This window comes from Rhodococcus sp. NPDC019050 (assembly GCF_055664235.1).
In genome coordinates, this window is the sequence record NZ_JBVOON010000012.1 from 1 (window position 1) to 20,649 (window position 20,649).

Annotated in this window: 18 protein-coding genes and 1 tRNA gene; 11 read left to right on the forward strand and 8 right to left on the reverse strand. The window is 67.1% G+C overall.

What is annotated here, in order from left to right:
* Positions 1-182 precede the first annotated feature (182 nt).
* Complete coding sequence (locus AC0B44_RS13590) at positions 183-1,349, reverse strand: GIY-YIG nuclease family protein (protein ID WP_471903385.1); 1,167 nt, start codon at positions 1,347-1,349, stop codon at positions 183-185.
* 159 nt (positions 1,350-1,508) lie between these two features.
* On the opposite strand from AC0B44_RS13590, the gene AC0B44_RS13595 reads away from it, so the two are divergent.
* Complete coding sequence (locus AC0B44_RS13595) at positions 1,509-2,120, forward strand: putative glycolipid-binding domain-containing protein (RefSeq protein WP_471903386.1); 612 nt, start codon at positions 1,509-1,511, stop codon at positions 2,118-2,120.
* A gap of 42 nt (positions 2,121-2,162) precedes the next feature.
* Here AC0B44_RS13595 and AC0B44_RS13600 read toward each other — a convergent pair whose 3' ends face one another.
* Positions 2,163-3,509, reverse strand: coding sequence for an amidase (locus tag AC0B44_RS13600; protein WP_471903387.1), 1,347 nt, complete (start codon positions 3,507-3,509; stop codon positions 2,163-2,165).
* Positions 3,497-4,459: a prephenate dehydrogenase gene (locus tag AC0B44_RS13605; RefSeq protein ID WP_471903504.1), complete on the reverse strand. Its 963-nt coding sequence runs from the start codon at positions 4,457-4,459 to the stop codon at positions 3,497-3,499. Before AC0B44_RS13605 ends, AC0B44_RS13600 begins: the two co-directional genes overlap by 13 nt.
* A gap of 48 nt (positions 4,460-4,507) precedes the next feature.
* Between AC0B44_RS13605 and AC0B44_RS13610 the strand changes: the two genes are divergently transcribed.
* The 3 genes from AC0B44_RS13610 (at position 4,508) to AC0B44_RS13620 (ending at position 5,658) form a co-directional block, all read left to right on the forward strand.
* Complete coding sequence (locus AC0B44_RS13610; RefSeq protein WP_471903388.1) at positions 4,508-5,044, forward strand: tRNA adenosine deaminase-associated protein; 537 nt, start codon at positions 4,508-4,510, stop codon at positions 5,042-5,044.
* The gene (locus AC0B44_RS13615) at positions 5,045-5,521 is read left to right on the forward strand and encodes a nucleoside deaminase (RefSeq protein ID WP_471903389.1); all 477 of its coding nucleotides are present in this window, start codon (positions 5,045-5,047) and stop codon (positions 5,519-5,521) included.
* Between the two features lie 46 nt (positions 5,522-5,567).
* Positions 5,568-5,658: transfer RNA gene (locus AC0B44_RS13620), tRNA-Ser, on the forward strand.
* A gap of 199 nt (positions 5,659-5,857) precedes the next feature.
* On the opposite strand, the gene AC0B44_RS13625 is transcribed toward AC0B44_RS13620, so the two are convergent.
* From AC0B44_RS13625 to AC0B44_RS13640, 4 genes are read right to left on the reverse strand one after another with little or no spacing between them, the layout of a single operon-like run.
* Positions 5,858-6,685 (reverse strand): glycosyltransferase family 2 protein, encoded by an 828-nt coding sequence (locus AC0B44_RS13625; protein WP_471903390.1) that lies wholly within the window; start codon positions 6,683-6,685, stop codon positions 5,858-5,860.
* Complete coding sequence (locus AC0B44_RS13630) at positions 6,682-7,698, reverse strand: glycosyltransferase (protein ID WP_471903391.1); 1,017 nt, start codon at positions 7,696-7,698, stop codon at positions 6,682-6,684. Before AC0B44_RS13630 ends, AC0B44_RS13625 begins: the two co-directional genes overlap by 4 nt.
* Positions 7,695-8,807, reverse strand: a complete 1,113-nt coding sequence (locus AC0B44_RS13635; protein WP_471903392.1) for a glycosyltransferase family 4 protein — start codon at positions 8,805-8,807, stop codon at positions 7,695-7,697. Before AC0B44_RS13635 ends, AC0B44_RS13630 begins: the two co-directional genes overlap by 4 nt.
* Positions 8,804-9,868, reverse strand: coding sequence for a glycosyltransferase family protein (locus AC0B44_RS13640; RefSeq protein ID WP_471903393.1), 1,065 nt, complete (start codon positions 9,866-9,868; stop codon positions 8,804-8,806). Before AC0B44_RS13640 ends, AC0B44_RS13635 begins: the two co-directional genes overlap by 4 nt.
* A 194-nt stretch (positions 9,869-10,062) precedes the next feature.
* Between AC0B44_RS13640 and AC0B44_RS13645 the strand changes: the two genes are divergently transcribed.
* Together AC0B44_RS13645 and AC0B44_RS13650 are read left to right on the forward strand one after the other, a co-directional pair.
* Positions 10,063-11,553, forward strand: coding sequence for an amino acid permease (locus AC0B44_RS13645; RefSeq protein ID WP_471903394.1), 1,491 nt, complete (start codon positions 10,063-10,065; stop codon positions 11,551-11,553).
* A gap of 55 nt (positions 11,554-11,608) precedes the next feature.
* Complete coding sequence (locus AC0B44_RS13650; protein WP_471903395.1) at positions 11,609-12,295, forward strand: YceI family protein; 687 nt, start codon at positions 11,609-11,611, stop codon at positions 12,293-12,295.
* On the opposite strand, the gene AC0B44_RS13655 is transcribed toward AC0B44_RS13650, so the two are convergent.
* The gene (locus AC0B44_RS13655; protein ID WP_471903396.1) at positions 12,276-13,220 is read right to left on the reverse strand and encodes a sterol desaturase family protein; all 945 of its coding nucleotides are present in this window, start codon (positions 13,218-13,220) and stop codon (positions 12,276-12,278) included. The genes AC0B44_RS13650 and AC0B44_RS13655 overlap by 20 nt on opposite strands.
* Before the next feature lie 147 nt (positions 13,221-13,367).
* Between AC0B44_RS13655 and AC0B44_RS13660 the strand changes: the two genes are divergently transcribed.
* From AC0B44_RS13660 to AC0B44_RS13680, 5 genes are all read left to right on the forward strand, one after another.
* The gene (locus AC0B44_RS13660) at positions 13,368-13,832 is read left to right on the forward strand and encodes an RrF2 family transcriptional regulator (protein WP_471903397.1); all 465 of its coding nucleotides are present in this window, start codon (positions 13,368-13,370) and stop codon (positions 13,830-13,832) included.
* Between the two features lie 96 nt (positions 13,833-13,928).
* Entirely contained in the window at positions 13,929-14,519 is a 591-nt protein-coding gene (locus AC0B44_RS13665; RefSeq protein ID WP_471903398.1) for a TetR/AcrR family transcriptional regulator, read from the forward strand.
* A gap of 54 nt (positions 14,520-14,573) precedes the next feature.
* A complete protein-coding gene (locus AC0B44_RS13670; protein WP_471903399.1) occupies positions 14,574-16,913 on the forward strand; it encodes an MMPL family transporter in 2,340 nt (779 codons plus the stop codon).
* Positions 16,914-17,034: 121 nt separating this feature from the next.
* Positions 17,035-18,762, forward strand: a complete 1,728-nt coding sequence (locus tag AC0B44_RS13675) for an ABC transporter ATP-binding protein (RefSeq protein ID WP_471903400.1) — start codon at positions 17,035-17,037, stop codon at positions 18,760-18,762.
* Positions 18,759-20,645, forward strand: a complete 1,887-nt coding sequence (locus AC0B44_RS13680) for an ABC transporter ATP-binding protein (protein ID WP_471903401.1) — start codon at positions 18,759-18,761, stop codon at positions 20,643-20,645. Before AC0B44_RS13675 ends, AC0B44_RS13680 begins: the two co-directional genes overlap by 4 nt.
* Positions 20,646-20,649: the final 4 nt, after the last annotated feature.

Sequence of the window (20,649 nt, forward strand, 5' to 3'; positions counted from 1 at the left end):
CATTGCGCCGATGGTACTGCACTCGTCAGGGTGTGGGAGAGTAGGACACCGCCGAACACCCGTTTGCTGGAGGCCCCCAACTTTGTTGGGGGCCTTCGGTATTTGTGCAGTCGGGCAGAATGCCGACGCACATCGAGGGGGCCACATTGCGTGGCCCCCTCGAGTGCGTTTCGGGCTTTGCTCTACGCCTTGCGTGCCTTGGGCATGGGTCGCGCGGCCGGCCGGGGCAGCGCACGCGTCAAGCGCGGTGCCCAACCATGTGACGGCCACCGCTTGAGTCCCAGGCGGTCGGGGCTGAGGCGTGTGTCGACGAACTTGGGTTCGAGATCCGGATCGGCGTCGCCGATGAATCGGTAGAGAATCGTGCCGCCGTTCTCGTCGCTGCGCGCCGCCGCTTCCCAGCGAGTCGCACGATAGACCGCGCGAACGATGTTGTCGGCCACCACGATGATCGGCAGTCCGTCGATCCCCCGCGCCGCGGTGCCCGCCGGCCACGGCTGTGACGCCAGCGCACGAACCTGTGCGGAATCCGCGTTCTTCGCCTCGTTGATGCGGAGAACCACGCACGGCGTCGGCAGTTCGGGGGCTGGTGTCGCCGAGTACTGGCGAACGAGTTCGGCGATCGGGATGGCAGTGCGGTCTGCTTCGGAAACGTCGGTCGTTCCTGCGAGGTTGGTGAGAATGCACTCACCTCGATGCGGCTCGATCAGTCCGAGGGCAGCGATCACGGCCTGCGCGGTCACACCCGCGGTGTGATCGGCATCCGACTTCGGGTCGAGACGGTCGGCCACGACGAAGTGTTCGACGGAATACCCCGAATCGAAGATCGCCTTGATGCGGCGGAGCGCAGCCTCGGTTTCGGGAGTCGCGGGTGGCGTTTTCTCCCCGGCTTCGGTGAGTTTGTGGGTTTCTCCCAGCGCCGACCACACCAGCGTGAAGATCCGATTGCCGCGACCGCTGCCGACGTAGACGATGCTGCGATCGCGAGGATCGACGAGGGCATAGACGTACGCGCCGAGTTGGTCGATCACGGGCTGTGGCATCGGCTGCGGGGTGGGGGTGCGGTCGTCGACCTCGGTGACGATCGCGCGCAGCACAGTCAGCCGGAGCGAGACCGGCACCCTGCCGGCGGAGCCACCGAACAGTTCCCGGTTGGCGGCGTCGACGGTCCCGAACGTGCGCCCGGCGTGCTTGCTGAGTGCACCCAGAGCAAGAGTGAACTCCTCGAGCCTCTGACGCGGGTCGTCTGCGGTGTCGGGCAGCTCATTGCTGGTCAGGAACATCTGGATCTCCGGAGATTCCAGCAGAGTTTGGGCAATGTTCAGAGGAACTGTCCACACGGTGCGCATGCTGCGACTCTAGGCCAATACCAGGGCTCGAGTGCCTCTCCGCGCACAGTCCGCCTCGGTTCACGTCGTGCCTGCTGTCCACTCCTCGCCACTGTGTGCCGCCGCCCAATAACGGCACCGCTGCCTCCCCGCCGAGCGCCGTCGCTTAACGTATAGCTCGTGAGCACCCCTGCCTCTGATGCCGCGGGTTCTGCGGCGAGTCCGGCGTCGGCATGGCCGGCGCTTCTCACCTGGCGAGCGCTGGACGCGCCCCGAATGGAATCGGTGCGCGTGCAGCTCAACGGCCGCCGGATCAAAGCGTCCGGCCGCATCGTGGGTGGCGCCTGCGCCGACCATCCGGCGTTCAGCGCGTCCTACGACTTGGTGACCGACGAGAACGGCGTCACACGCCGGTTGTCGGTTCGGACCACCGTTGCGGCCGGTGAGCGTCATATGTCGATCAGCAGGTCCGAAGAGGGCATCTGGATGGTGGACAACGGCACCCAACATCAACGTTCCACCTTCGGTGGGGCGTTGGACGTCGACGTCATCCTCAGCCCGTTCTTCAATGCACTGCCGATCCGGCGGTACGGGCTGCAGTCCGGCTCGGCCGACCTCGAGGTGCCCGTGGTCTACGTGAACCTCGTCGACCTCGGCGTTCAGGAGGCGGCCGTGATGTACAGCAGCGCGTCCGACGGCATCCATGTGCTGTCGCCTGTATCGACGTCGTCGGTGACGGTCGACGCGGACGGGTTCGTCATGGAGTACCGCGGGCTCGCCGAACGGATCTAGGAGTCCGGCGAGGAGGCCTCGCCGGAGCACATCGGAGTGCGGCTAGTCGTCGGCGGTCTCGACCGCGAGAGCGACGGCAAGTGCTGTCGATTCGGCGGGATGACTCCCGTGCCCACCGGTGCCTCCGGTCAGGCCGACGATCTGCAGCCCGATCGGTAGCGAACCACCGCCGGGTGCCGGCACCGACAACGCGGGTACGCCCAGGACACTGAACGGGATGCAGTTCTGCAGCAGCGGTCCTCGCAGTGCCGCCGGGTCGCTGTCCTGCGGAGCCGATCGGATACCGGTCGTCACCGAGATCAGCGCGTCGAGACCTTCCGATTTCCGCAGACGATCCACGACGTCGTGCCGCAGGCGTGACGCGGTCCGTACCGCACGCACGTACTCGTACGCGGGGCGGTCGCGCTGCGCAGCCAGCAGTGCGGCTGTGGCGGGCTGGTAGCGCCCCGCTTCCGATTCGAAGCGGTCGCGGTGCGTCTCGTACGCCTCCGAACCGGTGACGACGGGATACACGTCGAGCAGGGCGTTCGTTTCCGGCAGAGTCACGTCGACCACCTCAGCGCCCAGATCGACCAGCGTTCGGGATGCCGTGTCGACGGCTGCCTCGAACTCCGGATCCGAGATGTCCCAGATGCCGGCCCGCAGCCTGCCGACGCGGAGGCCGGACACCGGGGTCCGCAGATGTGCGATACCCGGAATCGCACCCCACGCGAGTGCGACATCGAGAGTGTCCGCAGCCAGCAGGCCCACATGGTCGAACGTCGTGGAGAGCGGGAACGCCCCGTCGGTGGGAAGGGCGCCGTGGCCCGGCTTGAAACCGACGATGCCGCACAGTGCGGCCGGGGTGCGCACGCTGCATCCGGTATCGGTGCCGAGCGCGACCGGGACGATCCCACGGGCGACGAGTACCGCCGACCCCGACGACGAGCCACCACTGATGAGACCCGGGTTGTGGGGATGCGCAGCGGGACCGGACGCGTTGACGAGGCCGGTCGGCCCGTAGGCGAATTCGTGGAGGTGGGTTTTCGCGACGACGATCGCACCCGCCTCGCGCAGCTTTCGCACGATGCGGGCATCGGCGGTAGCGGGCGGCGCATCGTCGAGCACGGCGCTGCCGCAGCGGGTCGGCATGCCGGCGACGTCGATGTTGTCCTTGACCGCGACGGCGACACCGTGGAGCGGTCCGATCCAGTTGCCGGCCGCGATCTCCGCGTCGGCGCGTGCCGCAGACTCGAGCGCGGATGCGTCGTCACGAGCCGCGACGATGTTCTGCCACGGTGTGCCGTCGAGTGAGTCGAGATCCGCCAGCACCTGCCGGACATGGTCCGTCGGCGTCAGTGTGCCGGTCGTGATCGCCGAGGCGATGTCGCGCAGGGTCATCGGGTCCACACCTCGCCCCGGCGTCCGGCCTCGCGAAGCGCGGTGAGCCAGTCGCCCTCCCCGGGAACGACGCCGCTGATGGGGACGCGCGTCCTCTGGTCGTACCGGCTGCGAGCCTCGAACCCGGCGCGCGTGAGGTCGGCGGTGGTGCCGTCGGCGAGTTGTTCCCGCGCCGCGGTCAGGACGGCCAGGGTTTCGTCGAGCGCGCCGAGCAACGCGGTGGCGTTGGCTTCGCACATCGCGTCGACGAGGGCCGGGGCGGTCGCTGCGACGCGCGTGCCGTCGCGGAACGAACCTGCTGCCAAGCCCAGTGCGAGGTCACCACCGGCGGCGCCCGCGAGTGCGAGGGCTTCGGCCAAGACGTGCGGCAGGTGCGAGATCCGTGCGACCGCCGCGTCGTGTTCACCGGACTCGGCGGGCACGACGACGGAACCGCAGTCGAGTGCGAGATCGGCGACCTCCTGCCACACCTCTGCGTCGGTGCCCTCGTCGACCGTCACCACCCAGACGGCGTCGCGGAACAGGTCTGCGGTGCTCGCGTCCCATCCCGACTCTGCGGTGCCGGCCATCGGGTGACCACCGACGAAGCGTCTGGACAGGCCGTGTGCGGCGACGGCGGCTGCCACCTCCGACTTGACGCTCACGACGTCGGTCAACGCCACATCGGGGGCGTGTTCGGCGACTGCCTCGAGGATGCTTTCGACCGCCGGCATCGGTACCGCGATCACCACGATGGCGCCCGCGTCGGCTGCCCGTTCCAGCGTTGCTGCCAAGTCCGTGGTGGCGTCGAACCCGAGGTCCCGGGCGGCGTCCACTGCGTGTGGAGAACGGTTGTATCCCCAGGCCTGACGCCCTGTCGCGGCGGCTGCGCGGAGGAGCGACCCTCCGATCAGACCGAGGCCGAGGACACAGACGGGCGGGGCGAACGTTGCGGTAGGCACCGCTTCAGGTTGGCATATTCGGGCGCGGGCTTCATTCGCGGGACGAGGCAGACTACCGTTGCGCGCATGGCTGCACAACGCGTAGGGAACAAGAGCCCTTCGGTGAGTTCGATCGAGGACCTCGACGGTTTCGCCGTCGCCGTGACGCGTGAAGACGGGCTCTGGAAGTGCCGGGCCCTCACAGATGCGGCACTGACAAGCCTGGACACGGCCGTGACGGAGTTGCGGGAGCTCCGCAGCTCCGGTGCCGTATTCGGTCTGCTCAACGTCGATGACGAATTCTTCGTCATCATCCGCCCTGCCCCGTCGGGCACCCGGCTGCTGGTGTCCGACGCGACGATGGCGATCGACTACGACATGGCGGCCGACGTTCTCGATGCCCTGAACGTCGACATCCCCGATATCGACCCGGACGAACTGGACGATGTGGAGCCCTGGGAAGAAGGCGACCTGGGGATTCTCAAGGACATGGGTCTCCCGGAACCCGTGCTGTCGGTGATCCTGTCCGAGACGGACCTCTATCCCGACGAGCAACTCGAAGAGATCGCGCAGCGTCTCGGGTTCGAGGACGTGTGGGCCGCCGCTCTGGACAAACTGCGCTAGATGGGACTGCGCGACGACGAGGAACTGATCCGGGTCGCGCTGGAGGCTGCGACTGCGGCGCCTGCCGGGGATGTTCCGGTGGGCGCTGTGGTGTTTGCGGCCGACGGCACGGAGTTGGCCCGGGCCGCGAATTCGCGTGAGGCGACCGGCGATCCCACCGCACACGCGGAATTGCTGGCGCTGCGGGCGGCCGCGCGGGTGCACGGAGACGGTTGGCGGCTGGAGGGGACAACGCTCGCGGTCACCCTCGAGCCGTGCACGATGTGCGCCGGTGCAGCTGTCCTGGCGCGCGTCGAGCGGATCGTCTTCGGCGCGTGGGAGCCGAAGACCGGCGCCGCCGGATCGTTGTGGGATGTCGTGCGGGATCGTCGGCTCACCCATCGTCCGCAGGTGCGCGGCGGTGTGCTCGAGGACGAATGCGCGGGGGTTCTCGAGGAGTTCTTCCGAGCCCAACGGGATCCCGATCAGGGCCTCTGACGTGCCGATTTCAGCGCAGGCGCACGATCCGGTAGAGTCTTTTAGCGGTGGCGTGTCCGAGCGGCCTAAGGAGCACGCCTCGAAAGCGTGTGACGGGTAACCCCCGTCCGAGGGTTCAAATCCCTCCGCCACCGCCAAGAAAGTCCCCCACCTGCTCACGCAGGTGGGGGACTTTTTTTGTTGCGGTCTGCCGAACGAAAGCCGACGCCGCCGTGGGGGAGCCGCCACTCCTGAATCCCACGTGCGGCGCCGGTACCACACCCGAAAGGAGGAACCTCGGTGATGCCAGCTCGATAATGGGCAAAACGGGCAACACACGGGGACAGTGCTGTTGATCTACTTGCGCGTCGGGACCCAACGCGTCGCGTCGTCGTCGAATCGGATCAACCCGCGCTCGGCGAAGGCGTCGAGCCAGCCACGCATCGGCCACCATCCCCATCGCTCGTAGAAGACGGCCGCGTTGGTCAGGATGTCGTGCAGTCGCTCGACCGGAGGATCCGACACCGGGTGATGCTGATGGAACGCGTGTGCCCCGCCCACCCAGCGAAGTCCGACGCCCTGTTTCGCCGCTAGTTGCGCGAAGTCGGTGTCCTCGCCGCCGTATCCCGCGTAGTCGGTACAGAATCCGCCCACCGAGTGCCAGGTCGGTGCGGTGACCGCGAACGAGAGCGACCAGAAGAGGGTGTGGTCGTCGCCGATGAGAACCTCTTCGGGTCCGGGGTGCGGCCGGGCGGGGTGGGGGTCGATCATGCGCTCCAGCGCGGTGACGTCGTACCCGCCGTCCGGGGGCGGTGGCAGGTAGGTCACGGGCCCGCACAGCAATGCCTCCCGATGGTGCGGATCTCCGGCGACCTCCTCGTAGCGACCCACCAGGCTCGGTGCCGGGATGCAATCGACGTCGAGGAAGATCAGCAGGTCCGCGCCCAGTTCGATCGCTCGCCCGGCACCGAGGTTGCGCGCTTCGGCGAGGGGCAGCGACTTTCCCGCGGGTTCGATCCACCGGGTGTCCGCCCCGGCGCCGAGGGCCAGCGACACGACCTCCGGGTCACCCATGGACACGACGACGTGACGGTCGGGCAGGCGGGAACCGCGTGCGAGTGCCGTCATCTGCATGCGCAGGTGATCGGTTCGGTGCGCCGCGATGGTCACCACGCCGACTCTCACGCGGGTGCTCCTTCTTCGGCGATCCGGTCGACGATCGCAGCGGCGCGCGCCGCCGCTCCCGAGGTCCGCCATCGTGCCCACTGAGCGGGGTCGGTCCTGCGGGCCCGCTCGATCAACTCCGGCCACCGTTCGAGGTCCGGCCACTCCGGCAACCCCACCGACAATCCGGCGCGGTGCAGGGCGGTCGTGGTGGCGTGCTGTTCGTCGTAGGGACGCCGCTCGGCGACGAGGACCGCCGGGCGCCGCGCGGCTGCGATATCGGCGACGGTGTTCTGCCCGGCGTGGCCGATCACCACGTCGGCCCGGCACAGGGAGGGCCAGGGGTCGTCGACCCAGGTGCCGCCCGGAACTCCCATACCTTCCCACCGGAACCGGGTGTGCCGACGCCTCCAGGACCGGAAGTCGCCCAAGGACAAGGCGGAGCCACCGCTTCCTCCCATCACCAGCACGGTGGAGCGGTCGTCGAAGTCGTCCACATCCGAAGGAAGGTGGCGACCGTCGAATCGGCTGATCCCGCCCACATATGAGGTCTTGACTGCGTACGGGCGCAGCCACTCGGGGTCGTAGATCTCCCGCGCCCATGCGGCGATGAGGTGATCTGCCGCCCGGTAACCGAGAGTGTGCGGGGTGTCGGTGCGAGTACCCGGCATGGCCATGACCACGACGGGGATCCCGAACAGGCGCGCCAGCAACGTCACCTCGACCGACACGTCGACCACCAGCACCCGCGGCTGGGTGCGCGCAATCCATTCGGCGAGCGTTGCCATGCGTTTTCGCAGCCCCTCGTCGTGGCGGGGGACCCAGTGGAGCAGTCCGTGAGCGGTCGGATCGACGGCTGCGTCGACGGCGTCGTCGTCGCGCGACAACCGGACGACCTCGTCGAACACCACGGCGTCGCGTTCCGGAAGGGCCGTGGAGGACAGCGCGGTCACCGGGTTGCGAAGGTGCGCGCAGATACTCGTGGCCCGGGCGAGGTGCCCGTGGCCGTGATGATGGATGTAGTAGCCGATCATCGCGACCGACCCGCGGAGACGGGTTCGGCGCTCGGGGTGACGAGTCGCCGGTACAGCGCGACGTACGACTCGACCATCGCGCGTTCGGAGCAGTGCTCGAGAGCACGCCGGCGGGCGTGACCGCGCGACCGCGCGACGGCCTCGGGGACGGCTACCGCCATGGCTTCGACGTCGTCGGCCGGGACCAGCACACCCGACCCGGAATCGACGATTTCGGGGATGCCTCCACGTGCGAAGGCGACCACGGGTGTACCGCAGGCGAGTGCTTCGGCGACCACCAGGCCGTACGGTTCGTCCCAGCACGGAGTGATCAGGACCGCGGCACTGTGGCCGACCCGGTCGGCCAGTTCCTCCCTCGGCAGGTGCCCGAGATAGACGACCTCGGAACCGAGATGCGGCGCGATCAGGTGATCGAAATAGTGCCGGTCGGATACGGGTCCGGCGAGAAGGAGTCGGCGACCGCTTCGACGTGCAACCTCGATGGCCAGGTGGGCGCCTTTTTCCGGCACGATCCGGCCGAACCACATCAGGTCCGTCCCGCCCGGACCGACCGGCCAGCCCGAGAGATCCACCCCGTTGGGGATGACGGTCGCGGGTGCGTCGAGCGCGTGCCGCCACGCCTGCGCCGTGTGCCTGCTGACCGAGACGAACGTCGCCGGAACGTGCCCGGTGGCGGTGAGGGCCGACTCGAGCCACGGAGTCGGGGGAGTGTGCAGGGTGCAGACCATCGGAACGCTCAGTGCCCGTGCCATCGCGACCGGCAGGTAATGCAGGCTGTGGTTGTGGACGACGTCGAAGGTATCCGCGAGCGGTCCTGCCAGGTCGAGCATCAGTGACAGGTAGGCGTGGTGATCGCCGAGGAAGTCCTCCGCTGCCGTCGACGGGTCGCGCCGTGCGGTCGCGCTCACGGACAGGGTGTGAACTTTCAGGTGGGCGGCGCCGAGGGTCTCGTCGGAACCGGGTGCGGCGAACAGGGTCACATGGTGTCCGGCGTTTCCGAGAGCACGCGCCAGATGCCAGACGTGGGCTTCGAGGCCGCCCGCGAACGGCTGGCGGATGGGGTACCGGTTCGATGCCAGCAGAGCGATCCGCAGCGGTCGCCCGGTCATGACAGCGCTCGTTCGTAGATTGCGCGGTGGGCGGCAGCCAGACGCCGCCGCTGGTCTTGCCTGTGCGCCCACTCTGCCCGCGGAACATCGTGCCTGCTCTCGTACAGCGTCCGGATGCAGCGGTCGAGTGACGCCGGGTCGAACTGCTGCTCGTCGAGCGTGAACACCTCACAGGACTGCTGTTGGTGATAGAAACCGCAGCTCGGAGCGACTACGGCCGTCCCGAGGTCGTGGCAGGCCTCCAACCATCCCGAGTGTGTCCCGAATCGATAGGGCAGCACCGACACCGACAATTCCGACAGGTATCGCCACAGTTCGTCGTCGTCGAAATACGGGTGCACCCGGACTTCCACCGCGGGACTCTCTCCGAGCGCGAGCAGTGCTGTTTTGGCGTCCGGGGCGTACCAATGGTTGGACGGGAAGAAGATTTCGTCGTGGACGTCGATCTGTAGCCGGGCGTCCGGCAGGTCGGCGACGATCCGCGCCAGCGCGGTGGCGACCGGCAGCACGTCCATGTTCGCCCGCAGGCTTTTCGCGTGGACACCGACGACGAAGGGGTCCGGCGGGCGGTGAGGCACCTCGAACCAGTCGCGCTCGAGCACATGCGGGTGTGGCAGGACCGTCGAGGTTCGCCCCCAGCCCTCCCGGATCTTCGCGGCAGCACCGGGAGTGAGGGTGATCAGTTCGTCGGCCGCGGGGATCAGCACGTCCAGGTTCTTCAGGTGAGCACCGGGTTCCGGATGGTGGGGATTCCTGAGGTCGTGGACCGTGTAGACGAGCGGGATCCGGTGATGGTCGAGTGCGGCGACGACGTCCTCGAGTACCTCGGGCTCCACCGCGTCGAACCCGAAATGTATGTGGAACACGTCGAATTCGTCGTGGTGGTCGTCGATCCAGCCGGGTTCGAGCATCATCGGTGGCCACCATCCGCCGGGCACCTTCCGCCCGTCGGCGGGTACCGGATCGGGAAGCCTGATCACGTTGTCGTCGCCATCCGGCGACGACAGATGTCTGACGTAGACGTGAGATGCCGGCACCGACGCGACACGCAGTGTGCGCATAAGACGGACCTCCCTCGGCACAAACGTTCGCCCACAGGACCGGGCGACGCCGGTACAGGGCAGTAGGCGCGGCGGATACCCGCCTCCGTTCGATCTATGCCTGTCGTCGGGTGGGGGTACGGGTTCGTTCCGGAATCCCGCGTGCCCGGTGCTCGCAACGAGTAGGTTCCTGCTCGGTACCGAAAGGAACTCCGATGACTCGAGCCGACAGCAAACGTGATCTTGGTTTGTTCCGCGTCAAGTCGGTGGAGCAGTCCATCCGCGACACCGACGATCCGGATTCGAAGCTGCGCAAGGACCTCACCGCGTGGGACCTGATCGTCTTCGGCGTCGCCGTCGTCATCGGCGCCGGTATCTTCACGCTGACCGCTCGCACCGCCGGCAACGTCGCGGGACCGTCGGTCTCGCTCGCGTTCGTCCTCGCCGCTATTGCGTGCGCGCTCGCTGCGTTGTGTTACGCGGAGTTCGCCTCCACCGTGCCCGTCGCGGGTAGTGCCTACACCTACTCGTTCGCGACGTTCGGTGAGTTCGTGGCCTGGATCATCGGCTGGGACCTCATCCTGGAGTTCGCGCTCGCGTCGGCGGTGGTCGGCAAGGGCTGGTCCCTGTATCTCGGCGAGGTGATCGGGGGGCTGTCCTCGAGCGTCATGGTCGGACCGGTGAAGGTGGACTGGGGCGCGGTCCTGATCGTCCTGGTGATCGGTGTTCTCATCGCCTCCGGGACCAAACTGTCCTCACGGGTGTCGCTGGTGATCACCTCGATCAAGGTCGGGGTGGTTGTGTTCGTCGTTGCGCTCGGGGCGTTCTACATCAAGGCGGACAACTACACGCCCTACATCCCGCCGGCCGAGGCCTCGGACGCGGGCAACGGGTTGCACCAGTCCCTGTTCTCCTTCGTCACGGGAGCGGGCGGGAGCACGTTCGGGTGGTACGGCCTGCTCGCCGCGGCGAGCCTGGTGTTCTTCGCGTTCATCGGATTCGACGTGGTCGCGACGACCGCGGAGGAGACGCGCAACCCGCAGAAGGCGGTACCGATCGGCATTCTCGGTTCGCTCGCGATCGTCACCGTTCTCTATGTCGCGGTCAGTTTCGTCCTGACCGGGATGGTGAACTACAAGGAACTCGAGGGCGACGAATCGACGCTGGCCACCGCGTTCGCGATCAACGGTATGGACTGGGCCAAGAACCTCATATCCATCGGCGCTCTCGCCGGTCTCACGACGGTCGTGATGGTGCTGATGCTGGGCCAGACGCGGGTGCTGTTCGCGATGGCCCGCGACGGCCTCATGCCCCGCCGACTCGCTCACACGGGCAGGCGCGGCACCCCGGTGCGGACGACGGTCGTCGTCACAGTGGTGGTGGCCGTGCTCGCGGGCCTGGTTCCGCTCGGCACTCTCGAAGAAATGGTCAACATCGGCACGCTCTTCGCATTCGTTCTGGTGTCGATCGGAGTGCTCGTGCTGCGCCGGACCCGTCCGGATCTCGAGCGTGGGTTCAAGGTGCCCCTGGTGCCTTTCGTGCCGATCCTCGCGGTGATCGCGTGCCTCTGGCTCATGGTGAACCTGTCGGTGGAGACCTGGTTGCGATTCGTCGTGTGGATGGCCATCGGGGTGGTCATCTACTTCGCGTACAGCCGGCGGCACTCGGTCCTTGCGAAACACGCCGACAGCAGTCCGCCGTCGTAGATCGTCTTCGCGTTCGACCCCACACAGAGTTGAAGCGTCAATTACTGTCGTGAGCATGCGCAAGCTCGTATGGTCCCTCGCGGCAATCGTCGTGATCGCGATCCTCGGATTCTTCGTGGCGCCGTGGATCTACGGCAACTTCATCGCCGAGGACGATGCACCGGCCGCGTCGGTATCGGCGTCCGGTGCCGAGGCCGCCTCCGGTGATCTGAACGGTTCCTGGACGGTGACGGCGGGGACCGACCCGAACCGCACCGCCGCGGGTTACACGGTCGCGGAGGTCCTGCGCGGAGCGAATGTCACCGTGGTGGGCAGCACCGACCAGGTGACCGGCAGCGCGACGATCGAGAACGACACCCTCACCGCAGCGGAGGTGACCGTCCAGGTGGGCTCGATCACCACCGACACCTCGCAGCGCGACGGGCAGTTCCGTGACCGGGTGATGAGCGTCGGGACCTATCCGACGGCGACGTTCGTCCTCACCGAACCGGTGGATCTCGCAGGGCTGCCGACGGACGGAACGGTGGCGACGGTGCCCGCGACCGGCACGCTGACCCTGCGAGGCCAGCAACGTCCCGTCACGGTCGACATGCAGGTGCTTCGTACGGGTGACGTCATCGTGGCGTCGGGCAGCATCCCAACGGTCTGGTCGGACTACGGTGTGGAACCACCGAGCCTCGGGTTCGTCACCGTCGAAGGCACGGGGAGCGTCGACTTCCTGGTCACGCTCGCGCGGAACTGACCTCTTCGGTGCTGCGCTCGGTGGGTTCCGGAACCCACCCGGGCGGGCCCAGCACGTAACCGATCTTGTCCCGCAGAGTGGCGGCCGATCGCCAGTCACGCGCGATCGCCTTGTATTCGTGGGTTTGCAGCTCCCAGATGTTGTAGGTGCCCACGGGTTTCGTGAGTCCGTACATCGGCCGGTGCGTCTCGGGACGGAAGGTGCCGAACATCCGGTCCCAGACGATGAACATGCCCGCGTAGTTGCGGTCGAGGTACTCGGGATCGCAGCCGTGGTGCACGCGGTGGTGCGACGGGGTGTTGAACACGAACTCGATGGGCCGAGGCAACTTGCCGACCCGCTCGGTGTGGACGAAGAACTGGTACACGAGATTCACCGAGAAGCCGACGAACACCATCCACGGCGGGATTCCGAGCAGTGGCAGCGGCAGCCACATGACGATCTCGCCGCTGTTGTTCCACTTCTGGCGCAGTGCCGTCGCGAAGTTGAAGTATTCGCTCGAATGATGTGCCTGATGGGTCGCCCATACGAGACGGACCCGGTGCGCGGTGCGGTGGTACCAGTAGAACAGGAAGTCGATGCCGACCAGCAGGATCACCCACGTGTACCAGGCGTCGGCAGGTAGATGCCAGGGTGCGAGATAGACCCAGATCGCGGAATACCCGACGAGCGCGAGCACCTTCCACAGGGCGCTCGTGGCGATCGAGACGAGTCCCATCGAGATGCTGGTCCGTGCGTCCCGCGCTTCGTAGCCACCGCGCGGCGGTGAAGTCCGGCCGTCGACCCCGGGTTCGACGTATTCGAGCGTGCGTGCCGCAACCCATTCGAGAACGAGGAACAGTACGAATGCGGGAATGGCGAGCGCCACAGGATCGTGCAGGGGTTCGAGCAAGGACCCCCAGGAGTCGAAGACGGTCTCCCGCATGGCACCACTTTCGGTAGGTGTGAACAACGATTCAATCTACCCGGTATGTGGCGTAAGTCACCAGTACGCTGGATGCCTGGACGCCCGTCTCCGGGGTTTCCTGGTACGAATTGGGGGTTCCGCCGGCAGCGTAGTGAGAGGTGTTGGGTGCACATCACCGCGAGAGTCGACTACGCCGTGCGCACGCTCCTCGAGCTCGCTGCAAGGGGTGACGGTCGGCCGGCGAAGGCAGAGTCCCTCGCTACCGCGCAGGCGATCCCGCACAAGTTCCTCGAAGCCGTGCTCGCCGACCTGCGCCGGGGCGGTCTCGTCTGCAGCCGGCGCGGCCCGGAGGGTGGCTATTGGCTCGCGCGCCCTGCCGCTGCGATCTCGATAGCCGACGTGATCCGCACCGTTGAGGGACCGCTCGCGTCCGTTCGGGGAGAGCGACCCGAGGATGTCGTCTACACCGGCGCCGCCGACAAGTTGCGCGACGTGTGGATCGCGGTGCGCGTGAACCTGCGGGCGGTACTCGAGGAGGTGTCGCTCGAAGATGTGGTCTCCGGCGATCTGCCCGACTTCGTCGCGGAGCTGACGCGCGATCGTGACGCGTGGGAGCGCCGTCGTCTGTGATCTGCGTTACGGTGGGTGTTCCGTTGTGGCGAACCACATAACTTTGCAGACTCCTGCAAAGTTACAGAGTTCTGCAATTTCGGTACGGTCGATGGAGTGAGTCTTCAACCCGGTCTGCGCGACCGCAAGAAAGCGGCGACGCGGGCGGCATTGGCAGAGGCGGCCGCAGAGCTCGCTCGTGAGCACGGTTTGCACGCCGTCACTGCCGACGCGATCGCCGCGCGGGCAGGCGTCTCGACACGTACGTTCCACAACTATTTCGCAAGCAAAGAAGAAGCGGTCTTCGTACACCTCGAGCGCTTGATCGAGGAATGGATCGGGATGTTGCGGCAGCGCCCGGCAGACGAACACATCCTCGACTCCCTCCAGGAATGCGCCGTCGGGCTCGTCACCGACCCGAAGTGGTCCTTCGACGAGATCGGTGCGTGTGTATCGGTCGTGGAGGAGTCCTCGGCACTGCTCGTCCGGGGCATCGAGGTCGAGAGACGGTCGACGCGGATGCTCATCGACGTCATCGCCGAACGCACGGGCACCGATCCGAGCGTGGAACTGTTACCCAACCTGATTCACCACGTGGCTCTCGGCGCGATCAAGGCGGCGATCGAGATGCATCTCGCGGGAGCCGACCGGTCACCCGAAGACCTCATCCGCGACGGCTTCGCCCGGTTGCGCCTCGGTTTCTCGTAACGCGAGTACGCCCTCCCTCCACTGCAAGAAAATGTCCGAACGAAAGGGTGCCTCGTGGCGACCTACCTATATCGGATCGGCAAGTTCGCCTACCGGCGAAAAGGCACGGTTCTCTCCTTCTGGCTGGCGATCCTCGTCCTGTTCGGTGTCGGTGCCGCGACGCTGTCGGGTCCGACCACCGACTCCTTCTCTCTGCCCGGTACGCAGGCGCAGAAGACACAGGACCTGATGGCCGAACGGTTCCCCTCGGCCGAAGATCCGATGAACCAGCTCAGCGCCCGATATGTGTTCGCCGCACCGGACGGCCAGACCCTCGACGAGCCCGCCAACATGCAGGCCATCGACGACGTGCTCGCCGCAGTGCGCGGCATCGACCGCGTGGCACCGCCGGCCAAGGTGGATCCGGCGACGGCAACGCCCGAGGAGCAGGCCGGTGTGCTGGCCAACCCGGTGCTCGCCGACGCGGGCCTCGTCGAACAGATGAAGTCGGCCGGTGCACAACAGGGTCTTCCCGAGGAAGCCGCTCTTGCGAACGCCGCAGCACTGTCGCCCCTGAGCTCCGACCGCACGGTCGGCTTCGTCACCGTGCCGTTCACCGGTGAGATGAGCGACGTCGACGACACCATGCGTGACCAGATCGCCGCAGCGGCCGACATCGGCCGCGACGCAGGCCTGACCGTGGAGGTCAGCGGAACCGCTGCCAGCGCCGTCGAACTCCCCGGCGGTACCGCGGAACTCATCGGCATCGGCATCGCGGCGATCGTGCTCGCCCTGACCTTCGGCTCCCTCGTCGCTGCGGGCCTGCCCCTGATCACCGCACTGGTCGGTATCGGCATCGGCAGCCTGGGCATCACCATCGCGACCGGCTTCACGGACCTCAGCTCGATGACACCGACCCTCGCGATCATGATCGGTCTCGCGGTCGCGATCGACTACTCGTTGTTCATCGTCTCGCGCTTCCGGCACGAACTCACCGTCACGTCCGATCGCGCCGAAGCGGCAGGTCGTGCCGTGGGCACCGCCGGTTCGGCGGTCGTGTTCGCGGGTCTGACGGTCATCATCGCGCTCGCGGCCCTGCGAGTCGTGGGTATCCCGTTCCTCTCCGCGATGGGTTACGCGGCGGCCTTCACCGTCTTCATGGCGGTGCTCATCGCCATCACGCTGCTCCCGGCAGTCCTCTCGCTCTTCGGTGAGAAGGCATTCGCGGGCCGCATCCCCGGCCTGAAGTCCGTGGGTGAGAACGAGAAGCCCGGTGTCGCCCTGAAGTACGCCGGCGCTGTCGTGCGTCGCCCGCTCATCCCGCTCGTCGCGGGTGTGGTCCTGCTCGGTGTGCTCGCCATTCCCGCGACCGGCCTGCGACTCGCGTTGCCGAGCGAAGCGACCGGAGACCCCGAAACGAGCGCACGGCAGGCCTACGACCTGATCGACGAAGGCTTCGGCCCGGGACGCAACGGCCCGCTCCTCGTCGTCGCGGATGCACGCGACGCCGACGTGGAGCCCACCGCGGCATTCGGTGCGGTCGTCGAATCGCTGTCCGAACACGACGAGGTCGTCAACGCACAGATCGTGACGGTCAACGAGGCGGGTGACACCGCGCAGATCCTCGTCACCCCGCGCAGCGGTCCGAGCGACGAAGCAACCATGGACCTCGTCTCGTCCATCCGTGGCGACGAGTCCCGGCTGCAGGACGAGTTCGGCGTCTCGTACGGGATCACCGGGCAGACGGCGCTCGAAGGCGACGTGTCCGAGAGTCTTCAGAACGCGCTCGTGCCGTACCTCGCCGTCGTGGTCGGACTCGCGTTCATCCTGCTCATGCTGGTGTTCCGCTCCATCCTGGTGCCGCTCACCGCGACACTCGGCTTCCTGCTGAGCGTGCTCGCGACGTTCGGTGCCACCGTGGCGGTGTTCCAGGACGGCTGGGGCGGGCTCATCTCCAACCCGCAACCCATCGTGAGCTTCATGCCGATCTTCCTCATCGGTGTCGTGTTCGGCCTGGCGATGGACTACCAGGTGTTCCTGGTTACCCGTATGCGCGAGGAGTTCGTGCACGGTGCGTCGGCAAAGGACGCGGTGGTGGCCGGCTTCGGTCACGGCGCCCGCGTGGTCAGCGCGGCGGCGGTCATCATGATCTCGGTGTTCGCGGCGTTCATCGCCGAACCGAACTCGCTGATCAAGTCGATGGGCTTCGCGCTCGCCGTCGCCGTGTTCTTCGACGCCTTCATCGTGCGGATGGTCATCATCCCCGCGGTCATGGCACTGCTCGGCGACAAGGCGTGGTGGCTGCCGAAGTGGCTGGACAAGATCCTCCCCAACGTCGACGTCGAGGGTGAAAAGCTCACCCGCCAACTCGCCGGCGGCGAATCGAAGGAAGAAGCAGAAACGGTCCGGGTGTGACGATCCGGTCGGCGGTCACCGGCACTCCCGCCGGTGACCGTTCGACCGGTCACCCGGGGCCCGGCCACGCGCCGGGCTCCGCGGTCCGGGTCCCCGCCGCCACGCAGGTAGCGTGTTGCCCATGCTGATACGGCTGTTGCGGCGGTTTCTCGCGCCCTACAAGGGCGCGCTTGCGGCGGTGGTCCTGCTCCAACTCGTCGCGACGGGCGGCATGCTGCTCCTGCCGAGCCTCAACGCCGACATCATCGACGAGGGCGTCGCGGCCGGCGACATCGATTTCATCATGCGCACCGGTCTGGTGATGCTGGCGATCAGCGCGGTCGAGATCGGTGCGTCGATCGGCGCCGTGTACTTCGCCGCCCGTGCCGCCATGTCGTTCGGCCGGGATGTCCGGCTCGCGGTCGTGCAGCGCGTCGGCGAATTCTCCTCACGCGAGTTCGGCACCTTCGGGGCGGCATCGCTGATCACCCGCAACACCAACGACGTGCAACAGGTTCAGATGCTCGTCCTCATGACCTGCACGATCGTGGTGACCTCCCCGATCATGGCGGTCGGCGGCATCATCATGGCCCTGCGCCAAGATCCCGGAACATCGCTCGTCCTCGTCGTCGCGGTACCGGTCCTCGTCTTCACGATGGTGGCGCTGATCCTCCTCATGCTGCCCGGATTCCGGGTCATGCAGAAACGCATCGACGGGATCAACCGGGTCCTTCGCGAACAGATCACCGGCATCCGTGTCGTACGGGCCTTCGTCCGCGACGAGACCGAGCGCGCGCGCTTCGAACGCGCCAACGACGACCTCACCGCGACCGCGCTCCGGGTGGGACGCGTCAACTCCCTGCTCTACCCGGCAGTGCTGCTGATCGCCAACGCCAGCACCGTCGCCGTGCTGTGGGTGGGCGGCCATCGTGTCGACTCCGGCGACATGCAGGTCGGTTCGATCACGGCGATGATCACCTACGTCGCACAGATCCTGATGGCCGTCCTCATGGCCTCGTTCATCGCCATCATGACGCCGCGGGCCGGGGTGTGTGCCGAGCGCCTGCTCGAGGTGCTCGACACGGAGCCCACTGTTGCGTCGCCGCCCGACCCGGTCCGGCAGTTGCCCGCGCGGGTCTCGGTGGAGTTCCGGGGCGCGGGCTTCTCCTATCCCGGCGCCGATGCGCCGGTCCTCCGCGGCATCTCGTTCCGTGCCGACCCCGGTACGACCACCGCCATCATCGGTGGCACCGGGTCGGGCAAGAGCACCCTGCTCCGGTTGCTGCCACGCCTGATCGACGCGACGGAGGGGCAGGTCCTCGTCGGCGGCACCGACATCCGGGCGCTCGACACGGACGTGTTGCGCTCCCGCATCGCGGTGGTGCCGCAGAAGGCGTACCTGTTCTCCGGCACCATCGCCGACAACCTGCGCTACGGACGGCCCGACGCCACCGATGCCGAGTTGTGGCACGCGCTCGAGGTGGCGCAAGCCGCGGAGTTCGTGCATGCCACCCCCGACAGGCTCGACACGCAGATCGCGCAGGGCGGCTCGACCGTCTCCGGTGGACAACGGCAGCGCCTCGCCATCGCTCGCGCGCTGGTCCGCCGCCCGTCCATTTACCTCTTCGACGACGCGTTCTCGGCGCTCGACCCTGCGACCGACGGCAAGTTGCGCGCGGCCCTCGAACCCGAGACCCGCAACGCGTGCGTCCTGATCGTCGCGCAACGCGTCTCGACGGTGCAGGACGCCGACCGCATCGTCGTGCTCGACGACGGCACCATGGTCGACGTGGGTACGCACCTCGGTCTGCTGGGGCGCTGTGAGACCTACTTCGAGATCGTCGAGTCCCAGAGGATGGCGTCGGTATGACCACCCCGGAGGAGAGTGCGCCGTCGCGCTTCCGCACCGTCGCGCGCGTACTCGGGATGCTGCACCCGCACCGGTACGCGGTCTACTCGGTGCTGCTCTCGGCCTTCCTCGGCGTCGTGAGCGTGTCCGTCGCCCCGTTCGTACTTGGTCGTGGCACCGACGTGATCTTCAACGGCGTGATCGGAACGCAGTTGCCCGCCGGGCTGTCGAAGGACGAGGCCGTCGCGGGCCTGCGCGCCGAAGGGCGCGACCAGTTCGCCGACATGGTGTCGGGCATGAACGTCGTTCCGGGTGTGGGAATCGACTTCGGGAGCCTCGGGCGAATTCTCGTCATCGTGCTCGCGTTGTACTTGCTGTCGTCGGGCCTGATCTGGATCGCGGCGTACGGCCTCAACGAGATCGTGCAGCGTGTCGTGCGGGACATGCGGTCGCGGGTGGAACGCAAGATCCACCGACTGCCCCTCAAATACTTCGACACGCATTCGCGCGGTGACATGCTCAGCCGCGTCACCAACGACATCGACAACGTGTCGGCGGGTATGCAGGAATCCATCTCGCAACTCGTGCTGGCAGTGCTGACGCTGCTCGGTCTCGTCGTGATGATGCTGTTCATCTCGCCGGCGCTCGCGCTCGTCGCGATTCTGACCGTCCCGGCCTCCGTGTTGGCGACGGTGCTGGTCGCGCGTCGCTCCCGGCGGCATTTCGCGTCGCAGTGGGAGGCGACCGGCGTTCTCAACGGGCAGATCGAGGAAGCGTTCACGGGCCACGAACTCATCACCGCCTACGGCCGCACCTCCGAGGTCCAGAAGCGGTTCACCGAGACCAACGAATCGCTGTATCAGGCGTCCTACCGTGCACAGTTCGTCTCGGGTCTCGTGATGCCTCTCGTGACGTTCCTCGGCAACGTGGGTTACGTGGTGATCGCGGTCCTCGGTGGACTGCGTGTCGCGTCGGGTACCGCCACGCTCGGTGAGATCCAGGCGCTCATCCAGTACTCCCGGCAACTCGTGCAGCCACTCGCCCAGATCGGTGCGATGGTCAATCTGCTGCAGTCGGCGTCGGCGTCGGCCGAGCGGGTGTTCGCGGTGCTCGACGAGTCGGAAGAGGAACCGGAATCCCCGGCGCCCACGATGCCGTGGAGCCGTCACGGTCTCGTCGAGTTCGAGCACGTCTCCTTCTCGTACGTGCCGGACCGCCCTCTCATCGAGGACCTGTCGCTGCGTGTCGAACCGGGTCAGATGGTCGCGATCGTGGGACCGACGGGTGCCGGGAAGACCACGCTCATCAATCTCATCCTGCGCTTCTACGAGGTCGATTCCGGCCGCATCCTCGTCGACGGCGTGGACATCACCCGGATGTCGCGGGACGAACTGCGTTCGCGCATCGGGATGGTCCTGCAGGACACGTGGTTGTTCGGCGGCACCATCCGCGAGAACATCGCGTACGGCAACCCGCACGCCACCGAGAACCAGATCATGTCCGCCGCGCGGATGAGCTACGTCGACCGATTCGTGCGCGCCCTCCCCGACGGTTACGACACGGTGCTCGACGAGGAGAACGGCAGCCTCAGCGCGGGGGAGCGACAGCTCGTCACGATCGCGCGCGCGTTCGTCGCGAAGCCGTCGATCCTCATCCTCGACGAGGCGACCAGTTCGGTGGACACCCGCACCGAACTGCTCGTCCAGCACGCCACCGCGCGTCTGCGCGACGATCGCACGAGTTTCGTGATCGCACACCGCCTCTCCACTATTCGGGATGCCGATCGCATCGTCGTGATGGAGGACGGACACATCGTCGAGCAGGGCACCCATCACGGTCTGCTCGAGGCGGGCGGGGCGTACGCGCGCCTGTACGACGCTCAGTTCAAGGTTCTCGTCGAATGATCGC

Bases quoted from the DNA above. Each gene is read 5' to 3' on its own strand.
- AC0B44_RS13590 (WP_471903385.1), bottom strand. From the start codon at position 1,349: ATGCGCACCGTGTGGACAGTTCCTCTGAACATTGCCCAAACTCTGCTG.
- AC0B44_RS13610 (WP_471903388.1), top strand. From the start codon at position 4,508: ATGGCTGCACAACGCGTAGGGAACAAGAGCCCTTCGGTGAGTTCGATC.
- AC0B44_RS13615 (WP_471903389.1), top strand. From the start codon at position 5,045: ATGGGACTGCGCGACGACGAGGAACTGATCCGGGTCGCGCTGGAGGCT.
- AC0B44_RS13630 (WP_471903391.1), bottom strand. From the start codon at position 7,698: ATGATCGGCTACTACATCCATCATCACGGCCACGGGCACCTCGCCCGG.
- AC0B44_RS13635 (WP_471903392.1), bottom strand. From the start codon at position 8,807: ATGACCGGGCGACCGCTGCGGATCGCTCTGCTGGCATCGAACCGGTAC.
- AC0B44_RS13640 (WP_471903393.1), bottom strand. From the start codon at position 9,868: ATGCGCACACTGCGTGTCGCGTCGGTGCCGGCATCTCACGTCTACGTC.
- AC0B44_RS13645 (WP_471903394.1), top strand. From the start codon at position 10,063: ATGACTCGAGCCGACAGCAAACGTGATCTTGGTTTGTTCCGCGTCAAG.
- AC0B44_RS13650 (WP_471903395.1), top strand. From the start codon at position 11,609: ATGCGCAAGCTCGTATGGTCCCTCGCGGCAATCGTCGTGATCGCGATC.
- AC0B44_RS13655 (WP_471903396.1), bottom strand. From the start codon at position 13,220: ATGCGGGAGACCGTCTTCGACTCCTGGGGGTCCTTGCTCGAACCCCTG.
- AC0B44_RS13675 (WP_471903400.1), top strand. From the start codon at position 17,035: ATGCTGATACGGCTGTTGCGGCGGTTTCTCGCGCCCTACAAGGGCGCG.
- AC0B44_RS13680 (WP_471903401.1), top strand. From the start codon at position 18,759: ATGACCACCCCGGAGGAGAGTGCGCCGTCGCGCTTCCGCACCGTCGCG.